The sequence below is a fragment of the Phytoactinopolyspora mesophila genome (genome assembly GCF_010122465.1).
Taxonomy (GTDB): domain Bacteria; phylum Actinomycetota; class Actinomycetes; order Jiangellales; family Jiangellaceae; genus Phytoactinopolyspora; species Phytoactinopolyspora mesophila.
In genome coordinates this window covers 1,150,505-1,170,527 of sequence record NZ_WLZY01000001.1, presented here as the reverse complement: position 1 = coordinate 1,170,527, position 20,023 = coordinate 1,150,505, and the positions used below count along the sequence as shown (strand labels likewise).

Annotated in this window: 19 protein-coding genes; 16 read left to right on the top strand and 3 right to left on the bottom strand. The window is 68.2% G+C overall.

Annotation, left to right across the window (positions count from 1 at the left end):
- Positions 1–257: 257 nt before the first annotated feature.
- From mftG to mftR, 3 genes are all read right to left on the bottom strand, one after another.
- A complete protein-coding gene (mftG, locus tag F7O44_RS05290) occupies positions 258–1,787 on the bottom strand; it encodes a mycofactocin dehydrogenase MftG (protein ID WP_162449058.1) in 1,530 nt (509 codons plus the stop codon).
- Positions 1,788–1,873: 86 nt separating this feature from the next.
- The gene (locus F7O44_RS05285; RefSeq protein WP_162449057.1) at positions 1,874–3,280 is read right to left on the bottom strand and encodes a DUF4232 domain-containing protein; all 1,407 of its coding nucleotides are present in this window, start codon (positions 3,278–3,280) and stop codon (positions 1,874–1,876) included.
- Positions 3,281–3,404: 124 nt separating this feature from the next.
- Positions 3,405–4,025, bottom strand: a complete 621-nt coding sequence (gene mftR / locus F7O44_RS05280; RefSeq protein ID WP_162449056.1) for a mycofactocin system transcriptional regulator — start codon at positions 4,023–4,025, stop codon at positions 3,405–3,407.
- Between the two features lie 120 nt (positions 4,026–4,145).
- Between mftR and mftA the strand changes: the two genes are divergently transcribed.
- The 16 genes from mftA to F7O44_RS05200 all read left to right on the top strand — a co-directional run bounded on the left by mftA (position 4,146) and on the right by F7O44_RS05200 (position 20,021).
- A complete protein-coding gene (gene mftA, locus F7O44_RS05275) occupies positions 4,146–4,262 on the top strand; it encodes a mycofactocin precursor MftA (RefSeq protein ID WP_162449055.1) in 117 nt (38 codons plus the stop codon).
- Positions 4,263–4,283: 21 nt separating this feature from the next.
- Entirely contained in the window at positions 4,284–4,562 is a 279-nt protein-coding gene (gene mftB / locus F7O44_RS05270) for a mycofactocin biosynthesis chaperone MftB (RefSeq protein WP_162449054.1), read from the top strand.
- 434 nt (positions 4,563–4,996) lie between these two features.
- Complete coding sequence (locus F7O44_RS05265) at positions 4,997–6,058, top strand: ABC transporter substrate-binding protein (RefSeq protein ID WP_162449053.1); 1,062 nt, start codon at positions 4,997–4,999, stop codon at positions 6,056–6,058.
- A gap of 97 nt (positions 6,059–6,155) precedes the next feature.
- Positions 6,156–6,986: an ABC transporter ATP-binding protein gene (locus tag F7O44_RS05260; protein ID WP_162449052.1), complete on the top strand. Its 831-nt coding sequence runs from the start codon at positions 6,156–6,158 to the stop codon at positions 6,984–6,986.
- A 15-nt stretch (positions 6,987–7,001) separates the two neighbouring features.
- Positions 7,002–7,790 carry an ABC transporter permease subunit gene (locus F7O44_RS30950; protein WP_162449051.1) on the top strand — a complete coding sequence of 263 codons (789 nt, stop codon included), beginning with the start codon at positions 7,002–7,004 and terminating at the stop codon, positions 7,788–7,790.
- A gap of 150 nt (positions 7,791–7,940) precedes the next feature.
- Positions 7,941–9,389, top strand: a complete 1,449-nt coding sequence (locus F7O44_RS05250; RefSeq protein WP_162449050.1) for an aldehyde dehydrogenase — start codon at positions 7,941–7,943, stop codon at positions 9,387–9,389.
- A 25-nt stretch (positions 9,390–9,414) separates the two neighbouring features.
- Entirely contained in the window at positions 9,415–10,536 is a 1,122-nt protein-coding gene (locus tag F7O44_RS05245; RefSeq protein ID WP_162449366.1) for an NDMA-dependent alcohol dehydrogenase, read from the top strand.
- A 42-nt stretch (positions 10,537–10,578) separates the two neighbouring features.
- Entirely contained in the window at positions 10,579–11,631 is a 1,053-nt protein-coding gene (locus F7O44_RS05240) for an ABC transporter substrate-binding protein (protein ID WP_162449049.1), read from the top strand.
- Entirely contained in the window at positions 11,628–12,431 is an 804-nt protein-coding gene (locus F7O44_RS05235; RefSeq protein ID WP_162449048.1) for an ABC transporter permease, read from the top strand. Before F7O44_RS05240 ends, F7O44_RS05235 begins: the two co-directional genes overlap by 4 nt.
- Positions 12,428–13,207: an ABC transporter permease gene (locus F7O44_RS05230; protein WP_162449047.1), complete on the top strand. Its 780-nt coding sequence runs from the start codon at positions 12,428–12,430 to the stop codon at positions 13,205–13,207. Before F7O44_RS05235 ends, F7O44_RS05230 begins: the two co-directional genes overlap by 4 nt.
- A complete protein-coding gene (locus tag F7O44_RS05225) occupies positions 13,197–14,108 on the top strand; it encodes an ABC transporter ATP-binding protein (RefSeq protein WP_222851082.1) in 912 nt (303 codons plus the stop codon). The genes F7O44_RS05230 and F7O44_RS05225 overlap by 11 nt, the downstream gene beginning before the upstream one ends.
- Positions 14,101–14,565 carry a MaoC family dehydratase gene (locus F7O44_RS05220; RefSeq protein ID WP_162449046.1) on the top strand — a complete coding sequence of 155 codons (465 nt, stop codon included), beginning with the start codon at positions 14,101–14,103 and terminating at the stop codon, positions 14,563–14,565. The genes F7O44_RS05225 and F7O44_RS05220 overlap by 8 nt, the downstream gene beginning before the upstream one ends.
- The gene (locus F7O44_RS05215) at positions 14,562–15,503 is read left to right on the top strand and encodes an SDR family NAD(P)-dependent oxidoreductase (RefSeq protein WP_222851081.1); all 942 of its coding nucleotides are present in this window, start codon (positions 14,562–14,564) and stop codon (positions 15,501–15,503) included. Before F7O44_RS05220 ends, F7O44_RS05215 begins: the two co-directional genes overlap by 4 nt.
- Positions 15,500–17,110 carry an AMP-binding protein gene (locus F7O44_RS05210; protein WP_162449045.1) on the top strand — a complete coding sequence of 537 codons (1,611 nt, stop codon included), beginning with the start codon at positions 15,500–15,502 and terminating at the stop codon, positions 17,108–17,110. The genes F7O44_RS05215 and F7O44_RS05210 overlap by 4 nt, the downstream gene beginning before the upstream one ends.
- A gap of 59 nt (positions 17,111–17,169) precedes the next feature.
- Positions 17,170–18,351 carry an acyl-CoA dehydrogenase family protein gene (locus tag F7O44_RS05205; RefSeq protein WP_162449044.1) on the top strand — a complete coding sequence of 394 codons (1,182 nt, stop codon included), beginning with the start codon at positions 17,170–17,172 and terminating at the stop codon, positions 18,349–18,351.
- A gap of 35 nt (positions 18,352–18,386) precedes the next feature.
- Positions 18,387–20,021 (top strand): thiamine pyrophosphate-binding protein, encoded by a 1,635-nt coding sequence (locus tag F7O44_RS05200; RefSeq protein WP_162449363.1) that lies wholly within the window; start codon positions 18,387–18,389, stop codon positions 20,019–20,021.
- The last annotated feature ends 2 nt before the right edge of the window (positions 20,022–20,023 follow it).

Genomic DNA, 20,023 nt, shown 5'->3' with positions numbered 1-20,023 from the left:
GACACGCCTGAAATGTGGACACGAAACGGCCCCGGCTACACCCGTAAGACCGACCACTCACCATCACGCCGACTGTGGAGGGGATGCGATCCCTCCCGGCTACATAGCCATTACTTTAACTCAAACCCTTGTTCGATTCAACCTGGTTGACCATTACTCTAGGTCACAGGTCTCCATGTAGGTGATCTTCAAGCCACCAACAGGCGCGACACCGCGTGAGTGTGCTGCGCCCGAAGACCCCAACGGTCCTCGTGGCTTCAGTCGCCGCGGCGGATGAACCGGGCGACGAGCTCGCCGATCAGCACGGCCGTGGATGCCGGGCCCCGGCTCGGTGCGGTGGGCAGGATGGAGGTGTCGGCCACGCGTAAGCCGGCGACCCCGCGTACCCGCCCGTACTGGTCGACGACGGCGCCGTGGTCGTGCTCTGGTCCCATGCGAGCGCTACCGCACAGATGGATCGCCGTGCCCAGTCGCGTGTCCATCCACTGATCCAATTCGGCGCTGGTCGTCGTTCGTAGCTCGAGGTCGATGAACTGGTCGACGAGGCCGGTGAACGGGCCCGACCGCAGCAGCGAGAGGGCCGTGCGCAGGCCGTGTCGTAGCCGCGCCCGGTCGGTCGGCTCGTTCAAGTAGTGGTAGTCGATTCGCGGGTGCGCGTACGGATCGGCGGCCCGGAGCGATATCCGGCCGCGAGACTGGGGGATCTGGAGACCGACGAGCAGCGTACCGCCGCCGGACTCGTTGGGTGTGCCGCTGAGCAAGGCCTCGAGCGGCTGCTCGGCCAGGAGGATCTCGAGGTCGCCTTGAGGTGGGCCGCCGGGGGAGGAGAAGTCGAGCGCGGCCACGAATGACTCCGGTCTCCGGGCTGCCGGGTATGTGCGGCCGTGCCACTGTACGGCGAGTTGCGGGTGGTCGGTGAAGTCGCGGCCGACGCCGGGCAGGTCCGCCACCACCGGCACGCCGAGTGCGGTGAGCTCGTCCGCGGGGCCGATCCCGGAGGCCAGGAGCAGGTGCGGGCTGCCGATCGCGCCTGACGTGAGCACCACCTCCTGCGCGTGGACGAACTCTCTGCGCCCGGCCGTCTCCAGCTCGACGCCGGTCGCGCGGCCCCGTTCGACCCGCACCCGGAGCACGCGCGCGCCGCCGCGGATGACGAGATTGCGGCGATACCGCACAGGATCGAGATACTGCATGGCGGTGTTCCGGCGGACGCCCGCGACCACGGTGCGAGGCAGAGCACCGACACCGGGAGCGCCTGGTGCGTTCTTGTCCGGTTCGGCGCCGAAGCCGTGCTCGGCCGCCGCGGAATGAAACGCCTGGGCCACGGGACTGTGCTGGGGAGCCCGCGCCACCGGCATGGGGCCGGAACCTCCGTGGATGGCGGTGTCGCCGTGGTCGAGGTCGGTCTCGAGGGCGCGCAGCACCGGCAGGACCTGCTCGTAGGACCATTCGGGGTTGCCAAGCGCGGCCCAGCCGTCGAAGTCCTCCGGACGTGCCCGGACGAAATTGCCGCCGTTGATCGCGCTCGAACCACCCAGGATCCGGCCCCGGGCCACGGTGTACGGCCGTACCGGCGCGAGCAGGGCGGGGTAGGACCACGTCAGCGGGTGCCCGGGCAGAACGGCGCGCAGGGTGGTGCCGTCGCGTACTTCAGCGGGGACGGCGTCGCCGTGTGATGCGGGTCCGGCTTCGAGGAGCAGGACCGTCCGGTCGGGATCCTCGCTCAACCGTGCTGCCAGTGGCGCCCCCGCCGTTCCACCACCGACGACCACCACGTCATACCGCACCGGGTCACCGTCCCGGAACCGAGGACGTCGCGCAGGTCGCCACCTCGCGTCCGTCCCCCGTCGGCCAACCCGCGTCGTTCATCGCGTCACGACCACCCCTCAAGAGCCTGCACCCAAGGACCGAGCCGCAGCTCCGCGCCGTCCAGGATGTCGAGGCCCGCGGACGGGCCGTCGCCGTCGGTGACGTCGAGCAGCACGGGCTCGGCGCCCGGAACGGCGGTCACCTCGACCGACGTCGTGACGTCCGGGTCGTTCGCCGTCGACATGGCGCGCCACTGAAGTGGCGCCAGAAGCTGCTCGCCGGGCGGCACCACCAGGCGGGCGGGGACGGCGCTACTCGTATACGGTTCGAGCCGGATGTCTGTTTGCTCCGCGCCGTCGGCGTTGCGGAGCGCGATGCCGGGGATGCCCTCAACGGCGCACGGACGGTCCGACACATTGCGGGCGAGCAGCAGCGCGTAACGCGCTCCAGTCGCCGCATCGGATCCGCCGTAGCCGACGTCCAGATCCGCGCCGGTGCAGCTGGGCGCGTCTACGTCGTCGGGCCAGGCTTCGACGCCGGCCGGCAGCGGTAGCGGGTGTGGCTCGGGTTCCGGTGGCGCGAACGCCGAAACCCAGCCCTCGGTGAGGGTTTCGTACCCCGGCTCGGAGATCGTGAACGCCACCGGGCGCCCGGCGCTCGCGGCGTAGTCGTGTGCCTCGAGCCACCGCTTGAGCTCAGGCGTCTCGGGCGACTCGGCCGGCCAGGCAGCACGCACGGATAGTTGTGGAGCCGTCGAGTAGTTGCTGAAGAACGCGGACTCGACGCCACGCCGGGACGCTGCGGCGACTGTGAGTCGTACCGCGTCGACGTCTGCGACGGCGCCGTGCCCGGCGTAGTACGCATCGTCACCGAAGTGCAGGTCGGCGGTGCGTCCCAGCCCGGCCGCGAGCTCGGCGAGTGGCACCATGTCGGCAGCGGCTCCCGCCTCGATCCCGATGCCCGCGCGCGAGTCAGGTGCGTTCCCGGACCCGGAGTCGGCTGTTGCCTCGCCAACCGCGGGCGCGAGACCGTAGACCTGCACACTCCGAGGTCCGGCCTGCCAGATCGTGAAGGCATCGGCGACGTCGGCGGCACCCGAGATGGGCGAGTACGGCACCTCGAGCGGATCGATGCGAATCCCGGGCGCCTTCTCCGGCTCACCTGCGGTCACGTGCAGGTGCACCGACACATTGTCGTGTGTGACGGCCTCCGCAGCAGGGATGAGGAGCTCGTGCGCACGCTCCGCCGCGACCGCGGCGGCGTCGGGCGCCAGCGTGGATTCGAGGCGGACCATGACGTCGACCTTGGACGGCTCGGGTCTCACTTTCGCCGCGGCGGCGCCCTCGATCTCGCGGTACTCCAGATCGACCGCCGCGACCCCGGGGACCCGCGCGATGTCGCCGGCTGCTTCGTGAAGCTCATCGCGGTCCCACGGCTGCCACATGAGGACGGTGGCGATCGCTGCAGCCATGACCAGGAGAACAGCGACTCCTGTCCATATTCCGCGCGGGCCGGTCGGCTTGTGCATCGGCGATTAGCTCCTGGAGTCGTGGTTCGGCCGAGTGCCAGCTGTCCCGGACGTCAGGATTACCCTGTCACACCGCACCGGGCGCCGCCCGGGAGCAGAAGACTTCACGCATTTCGGTGAAGCCCTGATCAATGAGGTCGGTCAGCACCTGATCCTCGTGGGCGAGCCATTGGTCATAGGCGGCAAGGCTGATGCCCAGGCACGCCCAGCCGATGGTCTGCGGCCGCAGCGTGTCTGTCCGGACACCGAGGCGGGCCGCGACGAAATCGGCGATGACCTGCCGCCAAGACTGGTAGCGCAGCGCGGAGTGAGCCACCAGCGTCGGCGTCCTGAGCAGAATCTCCATGCGCTGACGATGCAGCGGCAACTCGGACTCGGGGAAGGTGTTGAACTCGATGACGGCCGCTCGCAGCGCGTCGAAGAGCGGTGTTTCGTGGGGGACCGCGTCCAGATGCTCCCGCATCCGGCTGAGCAGCGCATCGAAGTCGCCCCACGGCAGATCGTTCTTCGAGGGGAAATAGCGGAAGAACGTGCGCCGGCCGATACCCGCGGCTGCCGCGATCTCGTCGACGGTCACCTCGTCGAAGCCTCGTTCGATGAACAACTCGAGCCCCGTCCGGCTGAGTGCGGCTGCGGTGGTCGAGCGCGCGCGTCCAGTCCGGGGCGCCTGCTCGCGTGCGGCTGTCATCCGTCAACCCTTCCATACGGCACTCAGTGCCATTAGTATGGTACGCGTTACTTCGAACCGCGAGGCCCGACAATCGTCCATCACCGCCGACGCACGTGGTGCGCGACAGAAGGAGATCTTATGAGCGGCCAGGCGAAGCCCACTACACCCGAGCACGAGACCGAGCCGCAGAGCCTGATCGAGGCGGACGCGCTGATCGAAGAAGTCTCGATCGACGGCATGTGCGGCGTCTACTGATGCGCACGCGGCCGGTGTTGCGTGGCTGACTTCGACCCGGATCACGCCTGGTCTCTGCACCCGCAGGTCGCGGTGCGCCCCGAGCCCTTCGGGGCGCTTCTGTACCACTTCGGCACCCGTAAACTGTCGTTCCTCAAGGACCGCACGCTCCTGGAGATCGTGCGCTCGCTCGACGAGCAGCCCAGCGCCCGGGCCGCCGTCGAAGCCGCCGGTGTCACCCCCGCCGCCGCCGAGAAATACATCGGCGCGGTGGGCACGCTCGTGGACTCGAAGATGGTCGTCCGGCGCGGCTCCTCCTGAGTTGCGCGGGAGACGCCGATCCCGGCCTGATCCTCGCGTCTGGTGTCGGCCAGAGGCCGGCGTCCGCGACACCAACGACGTCTTGCGGGGGTTGAGCCACGAGGCGATCCCGAATCGCACAGCCGCGAGCAGTGTCGACCTGACGCAGCTGAGTGAGTGTGTGCCGCGATATCAGATTCGCCGGCCAGTGATTCTTGTTTACCGGAGATCCGATCTCGATTTGCCGCCGATCGAATCCCGTTCCGGCTCGTCCGCCTCCGAAGGTCTGCTCGGCGAGGTAATCATGTCCTGAGTCAGATTCCTGCCATTCAGGACACGCGTCCCGGCGCCTCCCGCATACCGGAAGCCTGCCTTGTTGGCAGTGTTTGTCTGGGCAAGAGTGCTGCGTACTCCGTCTTCGATGCGACGGCCTGTCCGACACGGGAGTCGATGACATGTTCACAGCACAGACCGGGCGCCGTAGGAGGCGCGCAGCGCGGATAACAGCGGCGATCTCGGCCGGTGCGCTCTCCCTGAGCGCTTGCTCGTCGAACGATGGAGATGAGCAGGGCGGCGACGGGGGAGAGCTGACACCGATCACCGTGGTGACGTTCCTGCCGCTGGAGTCGTTCACATTCGGCCCCGAGATGATGGCCTACTCCGGTGGCTATTTCGAGGAGCACGGCCTCGACGTCACCCTCGAGCCGGTCCAAGGAACCCCGGCCGCGATTCAGTCGGTGGTCGGCGGTGCGGCGTTCATCACCCGGGCCAGCACCATCGACATCATGCCGGCGATGGAACAGGGCCAGCCCATTGTCGGCGTGGGCACTATGTCGAGGCAGACCAACCTGCGGATCGTCTCCACCGATAGCGACCCCGTGCACGGGCCCGCGGACATGGCCGGCAAGGCCATCGGCATGGGCTCCGTCGGCGGTACCAGCGAGCGGATGCTGGACCTGGCACTCCAGCACGAGAACGTCGAACTCGCCGCTGTCGAACGCCAGGCCGTCCCCGTGACCGGTGCGACGTACGAGCTGGTGCGGCGCGGTGAACTCGCCGGGTACATCGTCAGCCTCGACACCGGGCTCACCCTCGACCTGCAGAACGACGACGCAGAGGTCAGTACCGCGGGGCTCGACGTCACACCTGACCTGCAGCTGTTCTTCACCACCCCGGACAACATCGAGAACGACCCCGAGACCGTCGAGGCCTTCCTCGCGGCGATGGCAGATGCCGCTCAGTTCATGGTCGACGACCGGGAGAACGATTTCGACGAGACGCTGCGCATCCTCCGCGACAGCGAAGACTGGGACTTCCCGGCCCTGTTCGACGACGAGACCGCACGAGCAGCGCTGGAGATCTACACGACGCAGACCTGGATGGACGACTCCGGCACGCCGATGATGCACAACGACCCCGACCGGTTCCAGGAGGCGTACGACATCCTCACCGACGGTGGTCTCCTCGAGGGCGGCGCCGACCCCCAGAGCTGGATCACCAACGACTACGTGCCATGAGACGTCCCACGCAGGGCACCAGGTCGCCGAGTGGTCTGTGAATCCGGCTCCGCGCGCGGACGTGGTGGTCAGTTCGAAGAGAGGTGGCAGAAACCCAATGCGTGAAGACACGACGGCAGGGTTAGCCGTGCGCGATGCCGGAGCGGAGACGCCACGGCTCAGCATCACCGACGTCGGCCGGGACTTCCACACCCGAAACGGCGTGACACATGCCGTGTCCGGCATCAACCTGACGATTCAGCGCGGCGAATTCGTCGCCCTGATCGGACGGTCGGGATGCGGCAAGACCACGCTGCTGCGGGCGATCGGCGGACTGTTGTCCCCGACCACGGGCACCATCGAGGTCGACGGGAAGGCGTTGTGGAGTGATCAGCGAGTCGACTCCTCCGCCGTGACGAAGCTCGGCTTCGTCTTCCAGGAGGCGAACCTGTTCCCGTGGTTCAACGTCATCGACAACATCGCGCTGCCGCTCAAGCTGCGTGGCGCCGGGAAGGCGGCACGTCGCGCACGCGCGGAAGAGCTCGCCGAACTGGTGGGCCTGACCGGGTTCGAACGCTCATATCCACGGGAACTCTCCGGCGGGATGCGACAGCGCGCGGCTATCGCCCGGGCGCTGAGCACCGAGCCCGAACTGCTGCTGATGGACGAGCCGTTCGGCGCGCTGGACGCGCTGACCCGCGAGCGGATGAACCTCGAACTGCAGCGCATCGTGCTCGAGACCGCGTCGACGGTGGTGTTCGTGACCCACGACATCCCGGAAGCGGTGTTCCTCGCCGATCGTGTCGTTCAGATGACGCCGCGGCCCGGGCGGATCAACAAGATTCTGCCGGTGGGCTTCGACAAACCCCGTGACGTCAATCTACAGACCACCACGGAGTTCAACGAGGTGGTCCGGGCGCTGCGGGTGGAACTGGACGAGGATGAGTGAGGAGTGACGAGTGACGTGTCCAAGAACCGATTGAAACTGCTGCCGTGGATCGTCACCCCGGCACTTGCCGTCGCGATCATCGTGGGCTGGCACGTCGCCGTGACGGTGGGCGAGGTCAACCCGTTCATCTTCCCGCCGCCGCTGGAAGTCGGCGAGGCGCTGCTGACACTGCTCGGCGAGGCCGGCACATGGGCCGCCGCTCAGGTAACCCTCATCGAGATCGTCGTCGGATTCCTCCTGGCCGTGGCCAGCGGCATTCTGGTCGGGGTGGTTCTCGGAAAGATCCCGTGGCTCGAGGTCAGCGTCCGCCCCTTGATCATCATCAGCCAGGTCGCTCCGAAGGTGGCGTTCGTGCCGCTCTTCATCATCTGGTTCGGCTTCGGAATGACCTCGAAGATCCTGCTCGCGACCATTCTGGCGTTCTTCCCGGTCATGCTGAACGTGCTGCTCGGGGTCCGTTCGGTGGAGCAGGGGCAGCGCGAGGTGATGCGGAGCCTGAACGCGACGCGACGCCAGACGTTCACCCAGCTGGAGATGCGCAGCCTGATGCCCTACCTGTTCGCGGGCATGGAGGTGGGAATCGTGCTGGCGACTACCGGCGCGATCGTCGGCGAGTATCTCGGCGGCAATCAAGGCCTGGGGTTCATGGTGGTTTCGGCGATGAACTCGCTCGACGCCGCGCGTACGTTCGCGCTGATCCTGCTGTTGTCGATCATGGGCTTGGTGCTCTTCCTCATCGTCAACGAACTCAAGCGCTTCTTCATCCCGTGGCATGAGTCCGTTTACGGGCTGCGCAACCGTTGACATGTGGGCGGCTTGAATCCGCGTGCTCTGCCCCCTTCCACACATCGGGAGACGGCCTTGTTGTGGAGTGCTTTCCCGGCGAGAGTGCTTCGCAGTGCACGAGCAACCATCGGCTCACCAACTGGTCAGCCTCGATGTGGAGGTCACGGGATGCATATTCGCCACCTGATCGACGGCCACCTTGTCGACTCGGCAGACGGGCAGATCTTCGACGACGTCACGCCTATCGACAACACGGTGGTCGCGACGGTGGCGCTGGGCGGTGCCGGCGAGGTCGACCAGGCTGTCGGTGCCGCGCGGCGCGCGTTCGGGAGCTGGTCGCGGACGCCGGTGCAACAGCGCCGGTTCATGCTGGACCGGATCGCCGACGCCATCGACGCCAGAGCGGATGAGCTCGCCGAGCTGGACACCCGGGACATGGGCGCGCCCATCTCGGACACCGCGGCGATCACGGTGCCCAAGTCCGCCGAGGTGATGCGCTTCTTCGGGGCTTGGGCGGAGAACGTGAGCGACGAGGCCTACCACCGGCCGGAGCTCGGCGTCCTGTCGTACACCGCACGCGAGCCGCTCGGGGTGGTTGCCGCCATCGCCCCCTGGAACCAGCCGCTGCTGGCGATGGCCTGGAAGCTGGCCCCCGCCCTGGCTTTCGGCTGCACGGTCGTCATGAAACCCGCCGAGCAGAGTCCGGTCACCGCGACCGTCCTGGCGGAGATCTGCCGCGACGCGGGCGTGCCGGACGGGGTCGTCAACGTCGTGCACGGATTCGGCCCCGGTTCGGTGGGCGAGGCCCTGGTGCGCCACCCCGACGTGGACGGCGTGGCCTTCACCGGCGCCTCGGCAACCGGGAAAGCCCTCATGGCCGCGGGCTCCTCCACCCTCAAACGGCTCTCGCTCGAGCTGGGTGGCAAATCCGCCAACATCGTCTGTGCCGACGCCGATCTTGACCAGGCCGTCCCCGGCTCCGCGCTGGCAGCCTTCAACAACGCGGGCCAGATCTGCGTCGCGGGCTCCCGCGCGCTGGTCCACCGCAGCATCTACGACGAGTACCTGGAAAGGCTCCTCGCCGAGGCACGGTCCTGGGCACCTGGCGATCCGCTGGACCCGAAGACCAGACTCGGCCCGCTGGTCTCCACCGAGCAGTACGAGCGAGTGGTGGGCTACATCGACATAGCCCGCCAGGAAGGCGCCACAGTACTGCTCGGCGGCGGGCGTCCCAGCGCGCCCGAACTGGATGCCGGGAACTACGTCGAGCCGACGGTGCTGGCCGACGTCGACAACTCCATGCGCTGCGTCCGCGAGGAGATCTTCGGTCCGGTGCTGGCCGTCATGCCGTTCGACGACCTCGACGAGGCCATCCGCATCGCGAACGACACCCCGTACGGTCTCGCCGGCATGCTCTGGACCCAGAGCCTGGAGACAGCTCAGCGCACCGCTCGCGAAGTCCGCGCCGGCAATTTCTGGGTCAACACCTTCGCCGTCCGCGACCGCCGCGCCCCGTTCGGGGGCTTCAAGGAGTCGGGAATCGGCCGCGAGGGCGGAGACCATTCTCGCGAGTTCTACACCGAGCCCAAGGCCGTCTATCTCAAGACTCTCAGCTGACCCGGCCCCGCCTACCAAGGAGAACCTGCGCATGAGAACACGAGCAGCGGTGGTCCGGGAACCGGGCAAACCCTGGGAGGTCACCGACCTGGAGCTCGACGACCCCCGCAGCGGCGAGGTACGGATCAAGTTCGCCGTGTCCGGTCTGTGCCACTCCGACGAGCACATCCGGACCGGTCACAGCAGCGGCCGCCTCCCCATGGTCGGTGGTCATGAAGGTGCGGGCGTCGTAGAGGCGGTCGGGCCGGGCGTCACCCGCGTCGCCACCGGCGATCGGGTCGTCTGCTCCTTCATCCCGGCCTGCACCACATGCCGGTACTGCTCGAGTGGCCGGCAGAACCTCTGCGACGAGGGCGCGCAGATGCAAACCGGCCTACTGAGCGACGGAACCGTACGATTCCACGACGACGAGGGCAACGACTACGGCGGATTCTGCATGCTCGGCACCTTCGCGGAGCGAACCGTCGTCTCGCAGAACTCCTGCGTCAAGGTCGACGACGACATCCCCTTCGAGGTCGCGGCCCTGACCGGATGCGGTGTTCCCACCGGGTGGGGTTCAGCGGTGAACGTGGCCCGCGTCGCGCCTGGCGACACCGTCGTGGTCTACGGCGCCGGCGGCGTGGGCATGAACGCCGTACAGGGCGCCGCGATGGCAGGGGCCCGCCGTGTGGTCGTCGTCGACCCGGTGGCCTTCAAGCGGGACAGTGCCGTGGCGTTCGGCGCCACCCACACCTTCGCGACGGCGCGAGAGGCACACGACGCCGTCGTCGACCTGACCTGGGGACAGCTGGCCGACCACGCGATCGTCACCGTCGGCGTCCTCGCCGACGACGTCGTCTCCCAGGCCGTCGAGATCGTCGGCAAGGGCGGGCAAGTCACCATCACCTCGGTCGGCCAGACGGGCGAGGACCATGTCCGGCTCTCGGCCAACGGCTCCCTTGTCGGTTACCAGCGCCGGGTCCAGGGCCACGTCTTCGGCGCGTCCAATCCGCTGCAGGACATCCCCCGGCTGCTCGGGCTCTACCGCGACGGTCGGCTCAAGCTGGACGAGCTCATCACCCGCCGTTACACCCTCGACGAGATCAACCAGGGGTACCAGGACCTGGACGAAGGACGAAACATCCGCGGCGTGATCATCCACGCGTGATCCCCGATCCCACTACCCGCAGCGCTGGCGATGGAGGCAGTTATGAGAAGAATCCCGATGCGTGCCGGTGCCCTGGCGGCCGTCCTGGCCCTGGGCCTGGCCACCTGCGGCTCCGGGGATGAACAGGCGGGCGACGACGCGGGCGACGCGGGCGGCGCGGACAACGCGGACAGCGCTGACGCTGGCGGCCAGGACGCTGGCGCCGGGGGCGATTCGGGTGAACTGACGCCGGTGACCGCAGGGGTCATCCCGGTGACCGACTCCGGTCCCATCGCCCTGGCTCAGGAGCAGGGCATCTTCGAGTCACACGGCCTCGAGCTGACCATCGAGACAGCCAGCGCCTCGCCCAACATCACCTCCGCCATCATGTCCGGGGATTACCAGATCGGCTACGGCGGCATCACCTCCGTCTTCCAGGCCGTGGAGCAGGGCATCGACCTGGTCGTCATCGCCGCCGCGAGCGCCACCGCCGACGACCCCGCGAACGGCATCAACGACCTGCTCGTGCTCCCGGACAGCGGTCTGGAGTCCGCGGCGGACCTGGAGGGCCGGCAGGTCGCCGTCAACGCGCTCGGCGGGTACCCACATCTGCTCGGGATGATCGCCGTCGCCGGGGAAGGGGGCGACCCGGACGCGGTCCAGTGGGTCGAGCTGCCCGTGCCGGATCAGCCGGCCGCGCTGGCGAATGGCACCATCGACTCCTTTGTCGCCGGTGAACCGTTCGGCACCCTCGGCCGGGCCGAAGGCTTCGTGGCCGTGGCCAACCCGCACGAACTGCTGCACGACGGCGCCGTCGTCGCCGGTGCATGGTTCGCCAGCCGTGCCGCGGTCGAGGAGGACCCGGAGTACTACGGCCGCATCGTCGACGCGCTCGAGGAGGCGAACCAGTTCGCCCTCGACAACGACGATCTGCTCCGGGAGGCCATCGCCGACTTCACCGGCATCGATCAGGACCTCGCGGCGGAGATCCGCCTCGGCTCCTACGGGAAGCTGCCGCTGGACGTGGAGTACATCCAGCCGCTCGCCGACGCCGCGCTCGAGTTCGGCTACGTCCAGAACCCCGTCGATCTCGAAGCGCTGATCTGGCAGCGATGAATAGCGATCCATCCAGGTCGAAGCCGCGAGCCCGCTGGCCGGCCCCGGTGCTGGGCGCCCTCGGCGTGCTCGTCTTCCTCACTGTCTGGGAGGTCGGGCCACGAGCTGGGGTGGTCGACGCCACCTACCTGCCTCCTTTCAGCGACGTCGCGGTGGAGTTCGTCAGCCTTCTCGGCGTCGCGGACTTCTGGGGGGCGACGGCTGACACGATGCGATCGTGGCTGATCGGGCTCGTCCTCTCCCTGGTCGCAGGGATCGCGCTCGGCTTCGCGATCGGCTCCAGCCGGTTCGTCCGGCGATACACGTCGTCGACCATCGAGTTCCTCCGCCCGATCCCGTCGGTGGCGCTCATCCCGATCGCCATCGTGCTGTTCAGCATCAGGCCATCAGCCACGGTGTTCGTCGTCGTCTGGGCCTGCTTCTGGGTGATCCTCATCCACGTGATCGCCGGCGTGGCCGACGTCGATCCGGTCGGCGACGCAACGGCGCGAAGCTACGGGCTGCGGTGGTTCCGACGAGCCCGCCACGTGGTCTGGCCGACCGTGCTGCCCTATCTCATGACCGGGGTGCGGCTGTCGGCCACGATCGCGCTCGTCGTCGCCATCACCATCGAGCTGGTGGTCTCGACCCCCGGCATCGGCGATCTGATCGCCACGAACCAGAGCGCGGGCAACGTCGAGACGGTCTACGCCCTGGCGCTGGTCACCGGCTTCCTCGGGGTAGTCATCAACCTGGCGATGCGCCGGCTGGAGAACGCCGTCCTCAGCTGGCATCCGTCGGTGCGTGAGGAGGCCGCATGAAGATCGTCGAGAAGGTCGCGGCGGCGCTCGCTCTTCCCGGCATCCTGGTGATCGTCTGGTGGCTGGTTACGCGGGACAACACCAACCCGTTCGTCCCGAAACCCGAGCCGCTCGTCTCCAACATCGTGGACGTGTGGTGGCATGGCGGACTCCTCATCGGGGAGGTCGTACCCTCGCTCACCCGTCTCGGTCTGGGGCTCGGCTTCGCGATCGTCATCGGAGTTGGACTCGGCGTCCTCATCGGTTCGAGCGTGACACTGCGCAATCTGACCGGGCCGCTGCTGGAGTTCATCCGCGCGGTACCACCGCCGGTGCTGCTCCCGGTCCTGATGATGCTCCTCGGCATCGACGACCGGTCCAAGATAGTTCTCATCGTGCTGGGCTGCTTGTGGCCCATCCTGCTCAACACCGTCGACGGGGTGCGAGCCGTCGACCCGGTGCTCTCCGACACCACCCGCACCTGCGGCATCACTGGCTTCGCCCGGTTCCGGTACTTCGTCCTGCCCGCGTCGATGCCGCGGGTGGCCACCGGCATCCGGCTCGCGTTGCCTATCGCGATCATCCTCATGGTCGTCTCGGAGATGTACGCCGCGAGCGACGGACTCGGCTTCACGATCATCTACTTCCAGCGCACCTTCCAGAACGTGTCGATGTGGGCGGGCGTCGTCCTGCTCGGTCTGATCGGCGTACTGCTCGCGGTGCTGTTCAGGTGGGGAGAACGCAGGTTGCTGTCGTGGTACTACGGACAACGAGAGGTGGAGACCAGTGAGCGCTGATTCCACGCGAACCGCCGGTGAGAAGCGAATCCTGCTCTCCGTCGAGCAGCTCCAGAAGATCTACCAAACGCCGGCAGGTCCGGTTGAGGCCGTCCGTGACCTGACGTTCGACGTGTCCGACGGCGAGTTCACCTGCCTCGTAGGCCCGTCCGGCTCCGGGAAGACGACACTGCTCAAGTGCATCTCCGGCCTGATGGCACCGACGTCCGGGCGGGTCACGCTCGCCGGCGAGGTGGTCACGGCCCCGCCGCGCACCATGGCACTCGTCTTCCAGGAATACGGCCGCTCGCTCTATCCATGGCTGCGGGTCGCCGAGAACGTCGAACTGCCGCTCAAGGCGGCCAGGGTCGCCAAGGCTGAGCGCCGGGACCGCGTCGACGAGGCACTGGAGGCCGTCGGGCTTGACCATGTGCCGCGTTCCTATCCGTGGCAACTCTCCGGCGGCATGCAGCAGCGCGTCGCCATCGCCCGAGCGACCGCCTTCCGGCCCGAGGTGCTGCTCATGGACGAGCCGTTCGCCGCCGTCGACGCCCAGACCAGGGCCGACCTGGAGGATCTCGTCCTCGACGTCTGGAAGCGGCTCGGCCTGACCGTCCTGTTCGTCACACACGACATCGACGAGTCCGTGTACCTCGGTCAGCGCATCATCGTTCTCTCGTCGTCGCCGACCGTCGTCCAGGAGGACCTCCGGGTGACGCTGCCGGATGAGAGAGACCAGTTGGAGACGCGGTCCAGCCCGGAGTTCGCGGACCTGCGCCACCACGTGTATGAGCAGATCCAGCGGGCCAAGCGGGGATTCCACGCGGACACCGTCGACTCCGGCGCTGAATCCGGGGCACACGCGGTCTCGCTCGCCCAAACCGACCATAGCCACCAAGAGATCAGGAGTACGCATGTCTGAGTCCGTAATCCTGTCCACAACCGTGGACAAGATCGAAACCCTCGAAGGGGCCACGTTCGGCCCGTCCTCCTGGCACGTGATCGGTCAGGACGACATCGACCTCTTCGCCGGGCTCACCGGCGACGACAACCCGATCCACGTCGACGCCGACGTCGCGGCGAAATCGCCGTACGGCACCCGGATCGCCCATGGTCTGCTGACGCTCAGCAGCGTGGTGCCGATGATGCGCGAGGTGTTCTCGGTGACGGGCGCCTCGATGGGCATCAACTACGGCCTCAACCGGGTGCGATTTCCGGCGGCTGTCCCGGCCGGCGCGCGGATCCGCATCCACGGCCAGGTCACCGAGGTGACCGAGATCTCCGGCGGCTGGCAGCTCGTGGCGTCGGTGACCTACGAGGTCGAGGGTGGCGAGAAGCCGGCGTGTGTGGCCGAGTTCGTCCTGAGGTACTACGCATGAGCGGCGAGACGCGACCAGAGAACATGAGCGGCGGGATCAGCCTGGCCGGCCGCGTCGTCATCGTCACCGGCGCCGGGCGCAGCCTCGGCAGGGCCTACGCGAAGGTCCTGGCGGCCGCCGGTGCTGGCGTCGTCGTGAACGACATCGACGCCGACGCCGCGAAAGAGGTCGTCACGGAAATCACCACGGCCGGCGGCCATGCCACGGCCGTCGCGGCCCCGGTCGGACCCGCGTCGACGGCGGACGCCCTGGTGGAGACAGCGCGTTCGGAGTTCGGGCGGCTGGACGTCCTCGTTGCCAATGCCGGTGTCCTCCGTGACCGGGTCCTGTGGAAGATGTCCGACGAGGACTTCGACCTGGTCGTCGACACCCACCTCAAAGGCACCTTCACCTGCGGTCGCGCCGCGGCTGTCGCGATGCGCGAACAGGAAGAAGGTGGGCGCATCGTCGTCATCGGCTCCCCGGCGGGCCAGTTCGGCAGCTTCGGGCAGACGAACTACGCGGCGGTCAAGGCCGGGCTGGTTGCCATGGCGCGGACCTGGTCGCTGGAACTGGCCCGGTTCGGCATCACCGCGAACGCGGTCGTGCCTACGGCGCTGTCGCCGATGACGGCGACCATTCCCGCCTACACCCAGCTCTACGAGGACTATCTTGCCGGCCAGCCGATTCCGGAGGAGTTCCGTAAGGAGCACGCCCTGGGCACGCCCGAGGATGTCGCGCCGTTGATCGTCTGGCTGGCCTCTGAACGTTCCGGCGACGTCACCGGCCAGGCCCTCGGTATCGGCGGTGACCGCCTCACGCTGTACTCGCATCCGCAGGTTTTGCGCACTATCGACCACGACGGCGGCTGGACGGCCGAGCGGATCGATGAGGCCTGGCGCGAAACACTCAGCGCGCATGCCCAGCGATCCGGACCGCGTAAGGCGGAGCCGGCATGAGACTCGGCAGGCACACCGACGTTTGGCAGGGGATCACCCAGGCCGCACCGGACCGGCCGGCCGTCGTCAGCCGCTCCCGGCGGCTGACCTATGGCGAGTTCACCGAAGAGGCCGCCGCGCTGGCCCGGCACCTCGAGCGCTGCGGGATACGGCCGGGCGACTCGGTCGTGCTCTACACATACAACCGGCCGGAATTCCTGGTAGCGCTGTATGCCTGCCTGGCGATCGGGGCCGCGCCGGTGCCGCTCAACTTCCGCTACCGGGCGACCGAGCTGGGTGATCTGCTGCTCGACTGTGGAGCCCGGATGCTCGTCTACCCGGCCTCCCTCGGCGCGGTCGTGGCCGAGGCGAGCGCCCGGCTGGATCCGCCGCCTGCCCTGGTGGAGCTCGACGACAGCGCAGCGCGCGCCGTTCCCGCAGCCGTTCAGTACGACGATGCCATCGCGGAACCAGGACGGCTACCTGCGGCCCCGCCGCCCGGTGGCGAGCTGCGCCTCTACACCGGTGGGACCACCGGGATGCCGAAGGCCGTCCTCTGGGACGCCGACCACCTGCTCGAAGGGCATCTCTTCTCGACCTACACCCTGGTGGGCATCGACACCCCGCACACGGTGGAGGGTGCCGTCGCGATCGCCGTCGACCCGGCCACGCCTCGGGTGGCTTCGTTGCCGCTGGCGCCGTTCATCCACGGCACCGCCCTGTTCACCTCGCTCAACACACTCGTCCTCGGCGGCACCGTCATCATCCACGCCTCGCCGCGCCTCGACGTCCAGGAGGTGCTGCGGCTCATCCACGACGAAGGCGCCACTCGCCTCGTCGTCGCCGGTGAGGCCGTCGCGCTCCCGCTCGTGACCGCCGCGGAAGAGTCTGGTATCGGACTCGGCCAGGTACGGTCGGTACTCAGCTCCGGGATGTGGATGACCGACGAGACCAAGCGCAGGCTGCACACGCTGGGGGAGCTGACCATCGCCGACCTGCTCGCGGCCACCGAGGGCGGGCCGTTCGCCACCGCCATCAGCAGCGGCGTCGACGACCTGCCCGCCCGGTTGCGGCTCATGCCCGACGCCGCGGTGATCGACGAGCGCGGCGTCGAGGTCCAAGACGACGTGGGCGCCCTGGGGCGGCTGGCGTACCGCGGCGCGGCCGCCAAAGGCTATCTCCGTGACGAGGCGAAGACCCGCGAGACATTCCGGGGGATCGGCGACCACCGCTACGTCGTGCCCGGCGACTGGGCGCGGGTCCTCGGCGACGGATACATCGAGCTCCTGGGGCGCGGCAGTGCGGTGGTGAACACCGGAGGGGAGAAGGTCTACCCGGCCGAGGTCGAGCAGGCGCTGATGGAACACCCGGACGTGCACGACGCCGTGGTGTTCGGCACCCCGGACCGCCGATTCGGTGAGGCGGTCACCGCTGTCATCGTGCCCGCCCCCGGCGCGTCTATCGATCCGCAGGAGATCGCGGACCACCTCGACCTCCGGCTGGCCGGCTACAAGAAGCCCCGTCACGTCCTCTTCAGGGATTCGCTCGCACGTAGCCCACACGGCAAGCTCGAGCTGGCCCGCCTGAAGCGGGAGGCCACCGCAGAGCTCGCCGAGGCGGCTCAGTGAGCGGACCAGAAGAGCGAGTAGAGCAACGAGGAGAGCGGCGAGGGGAGCGAGCAGGAAAGATGAGCAGCGAGTTCACCGCCACCGACCTGTTCGGTTTCGCCGCGGAGCTGAGCGAGGCGGAACGCGCCAAGTTGCGGGCGCTCGACGCCCTGCTCGACGAACGAGTGCGTCCTCACCTCGCCGAGTGGTGGGAACGGGCGGAGTGTCCGGTGCACCTGCGCACAGAACTCGCAAACCTGCGGCTGGAGGACGACCCCGCGCTGCTCCGTCCCGACGGGACACTCAACCCGCAGTACGTGGGTTTCCGCCACTTCATGCTGGCCAGGTGCGATCTTTCCCTCGCCACCCTCTACGGCGGGCAGGTGGGTATGTTCCGCACGGTGGTGTGCGAGGGCGGCTCCGCCGAGCAGGCGGCGAAGCTCGATCCGCTGATCGTCTCCTTCGAGCTCACCGGATGTTTCGCGCTCACCGAACCCGAGCACGGCTCGGACGTGGCACGCGGGCTCGAGACCAGCGCGACCCGGCGCGGCGAGACGTGGCGTATCAACGGCCACAAGCGCTGGATCGGGAATGCGGCGTTGTCCGACGTGATCGTGGTCGTCGCGAAGGACACGGCGGATGGCGCGGTCAAGGCCTTCCTGGTGCCGCGCGAGGCGCCCGGCGTGACGATCACCGACGTGGGCAGCAAGCTCAGCCTGCGTATGGTCCACAACGCCGACATCCGGCTGACCGATGTGGAGGTCGACGAGTCGCAACGGTTGCAGCGGATCGACTCCTTCGCCGACATCGCCGCGATTCTTGCCGGGTTGCGCCCCGTCGTCGCCTGGAACGCCGCCGGGATGCAGGCGGGCGCCTACGAAGCTGCTCTGCGTTACGCCCGGGGACGCCACCAGTTCGGCCGGCCGATCGCGAGTTACCAGCTCATCCAGGAGAAGCTCGCCCGGATACTCGGCAACGCGACCGCGTCACTGGCGATGGCCTCGCGGCTCACCGAGCTGCGCAGCCGCGGCGCCGCTGGCGATGAGCACTCGGCACTGACGAAGGCGTGGACGAGCGACCGTCTCCGTGAGACCGTCGCGCTGGCCCGCGAGATCTGCGGCGGCGAGGGCATCCGCGTCGCGAACGACGTCGCTCGGTACTTCGCCGACGCGGAGGCGGTCTACACGTTCGAAGGGACCAGGGAGATCAACAGTCTCATCGTCGGGCGTGCCGTGACCGGATTCAGCGCGTTCACCCGATGAACACGGTCCAGTGAGGTGCAGACATGACGGAGAGGATGACCGTTGCCGAGGCTGTCGGCCGGACGATCGCCGGTTTGGGGGCGTCGCACGTCTTCGGCGTCGTCGGCAGCGGCAACTTCCATGTGACAAACGCGTTGATCGATGCGGGCGTGCCGTTCACGGCGTCCCGTCATGAGATGGGCGCGGCGTGTATGGCGGACGCCTACAGCAGAGCGACCGGGGACGTATCGATCGTCAGCGTTCATCAGGGGTGCGGCCTGACGAACGCGCTGACGGGGGTCGCCGAGGCCGCGAAATGCCATACGCCGCTGCTGGTCTTGACCGGGGATACCGTCGCCGGGAACGTGACGGACAACTTCTACATCGACCAGGACGCCGCGGTGGCTGCGATGGGTGCCACGCCGGTCCGGCTCCATTCCGCTGCCACTGCGGTCTCAGACGCGGCGAGGGCGTTCCACACCGCACTGTCGGAGCGCGCCACGGTGGTGCTGTCGATGCCGGTCGATATCCAGGACGAACTTGTCGACTTCGACGCGGCGGACATCCCGTCGGTCCCGGTGCGTCTGCGCCCCGGTCCGGCACCCGAAGCGCTGGAGAAGCTGGTCGAGGCGCTCGGCACTGCCGAGCGTCCGGTGATCATCGGCGGGCGCGGAGCCTGGGGAGCGGTGGCTGAGCTGCGCCGGCTGGCCGAGGTCTCGGGTGCGTTGCTGGCCACCTCGGCCGCGGGGCGCGGGTTGTTCGTCGGTGACGACTGGGCACTGGACATCATGGGTGGCTTCGCCACGGAGGGAGCGGCGGAGCTCATCGCCGGAGCTGATCTCCTGGTCGCGTTCGGAGCAGGGCTGAACAAGTGGACCACCCGGGACGGCGGGCTCGTGCGGGACAAGACCGTCATCCAGGTCGACGACCGCCAGCACGCGCTCGGGTTCCACCACCCGGTCCACGTCGGCATTCTGGGCGATGCCGCGGTGGTGGCGGCGGCCGCCGCTGAGGTGATCGCCGAACGCCATCCCGGCCGGACCGGTTACCGCACCGCTGATGTGCGTGAGCAGGTGCAGGCCGTGCGCTACTGGAAGGACCAGCCGTTCACCTCCCGGGCCGAGCCGGGTCTGGTCGATCCTCAGGAGCTGGTCAACGCGATCGACGCCTTGCTGCCGATGGAGCGAGTGGTGGTGACCGACGGCGGCAACGTCAACTGCTACGCCGGAGCCCACCTGCGAGTACCGGATCAGCGCGGCTACTGCATACCTCTGTCGTTTCAGTCGATTGGCCTCGGGTTGTCCGCGGCGATCGGCGCCGGACTCGCCCAGCCGGGGCGGATGCCGGTCCTTGGCACCGGCGACGGCGCGTTCCTGATGACGCTGGTCGAGCTCGACACCGCCGTGCGGCTCGGCCTGGGCATGGTCGTCGTCGTGTTCAACGACGACGCCTACGGCGCGGAGGTCAATCTGTTCCAGCACCAGACCGGCGAACTCGGCACCGTCCGCTTTCCCGACACCGATATCGCCGCGATCGCGCGAGGCTACGGCTGCGAGGCGATCACCGTTCGGCACATGGACGACCTCGGAGCGCTCACCGCGTGGCTCGACGGCCCACGCGACCGGCCGTTGGTCATCGATGCGAAGATCCCGGCGCACACGTCCTGGATGATGGCCCGCCACCAACACTGATC

Excerpts from the sequence above, each read along its gene's own strand:
- F7O44_RS05230 (WP_162449047.1), top strand. The coding sequence starts at position 12,428 with ATGAAGATCGTCGAGAAGGTCGCGGCGGCGCTCGCTCTTCCCGGCATC.
- mftR (WP_162449056.1), bottom strand. The coding sequence starts at position 4,025 with ATGACAGCCGCACGCGAGCAGGCGCCCCGGACTGGACGCGCGCGCTCG.
- F7O44_RS05215 (WP_222851081.1), top strand. The coding sequence starts at position 14,562 with ATGAGCGGCGAGACGCGACCAGAGAACATGAGCGGCGGGATCAGCCTG.
- F7O44_RS05260 (WP_162449052.1), top strand. The coding sequence starts at position 6,156 with ATGCGTGAAGACACGACGGCAGGGTTAGCCGTGCGCGATGCCGGAGCG.
- F7O44_RS05220 (WP_162449046.1), top strand. The coding sequence starts at position 14,101 with ATGTCTGAGTCCGTAATCCTGTCCACAACCGTGGACAAGATCGAAACC.
- F7O44_RS05210 (WP_162449045.1), top strand. The coding sequence starts at position 15,500 with ATGAGACTCGGCAGGCACACCGACGTTTGGCAGGGGATCACCCAGGCC.
- F7O44_RS05205 (WP_162449044.1), top strand. The coding sequence starts at position 17,170 with ATGAGCAGCGAGTTCACCGCCACCGACCTGTTCGGTTTCGCCGCGGAG.
- F7O44_RS05265 (WP_162449053.1), top strand. The coding sequence starts at position 4,997 with ATGTTCACAGCACAGACCGGGCGCCGTAGGAGGCGCGCAGCGCGGATA.
- F7O44_RS05200 (WP_162449363.1), top strand. The coding sequence starts at position 18,387 with ATGACCGTTGCCGAGGCTGTCGGCCGGACGATCGCCGGTTTGGGGGCG.
- F7O44_RS05250 (WP_162449050.1), top strand. The coding sequence starts at position 7,941 with ATGCATATTCGCCACCTGATCGACGGCCACCTTGTCGACTCGGCAGAC.
- mftA (WP_162449055.1), top strand. The coding sequence starts at position 4,146 with ATGAGCGGCCAGGCGAAGCCCACTACACCCGAGCACGAGACCGAGCCG.
- F7O44_RS05235 (WP_162449048.1), top strand. The coding sequence starts at position 11,628 with ATGAATAGCGATCCATCCAGGTCGAAGCCGCGAGCCCGCTGGCCGGCC.
- F7O44_RS05240 (WP_162449049.1), top strand. The coding sequence starts at position 10,579 with ATGAGAAGAATCCCGATGCGTGCCGGTGCCCTGGCGGCCGTCCTGGCC.
- F7O44_RS05285 (WP_162449057.1), bottom strand. The coding sequence starts at position 3,280 with ATGGCTGCAGCGATCGCCACCGTCCTCATGTGGCAGCCGTGGGACCGC.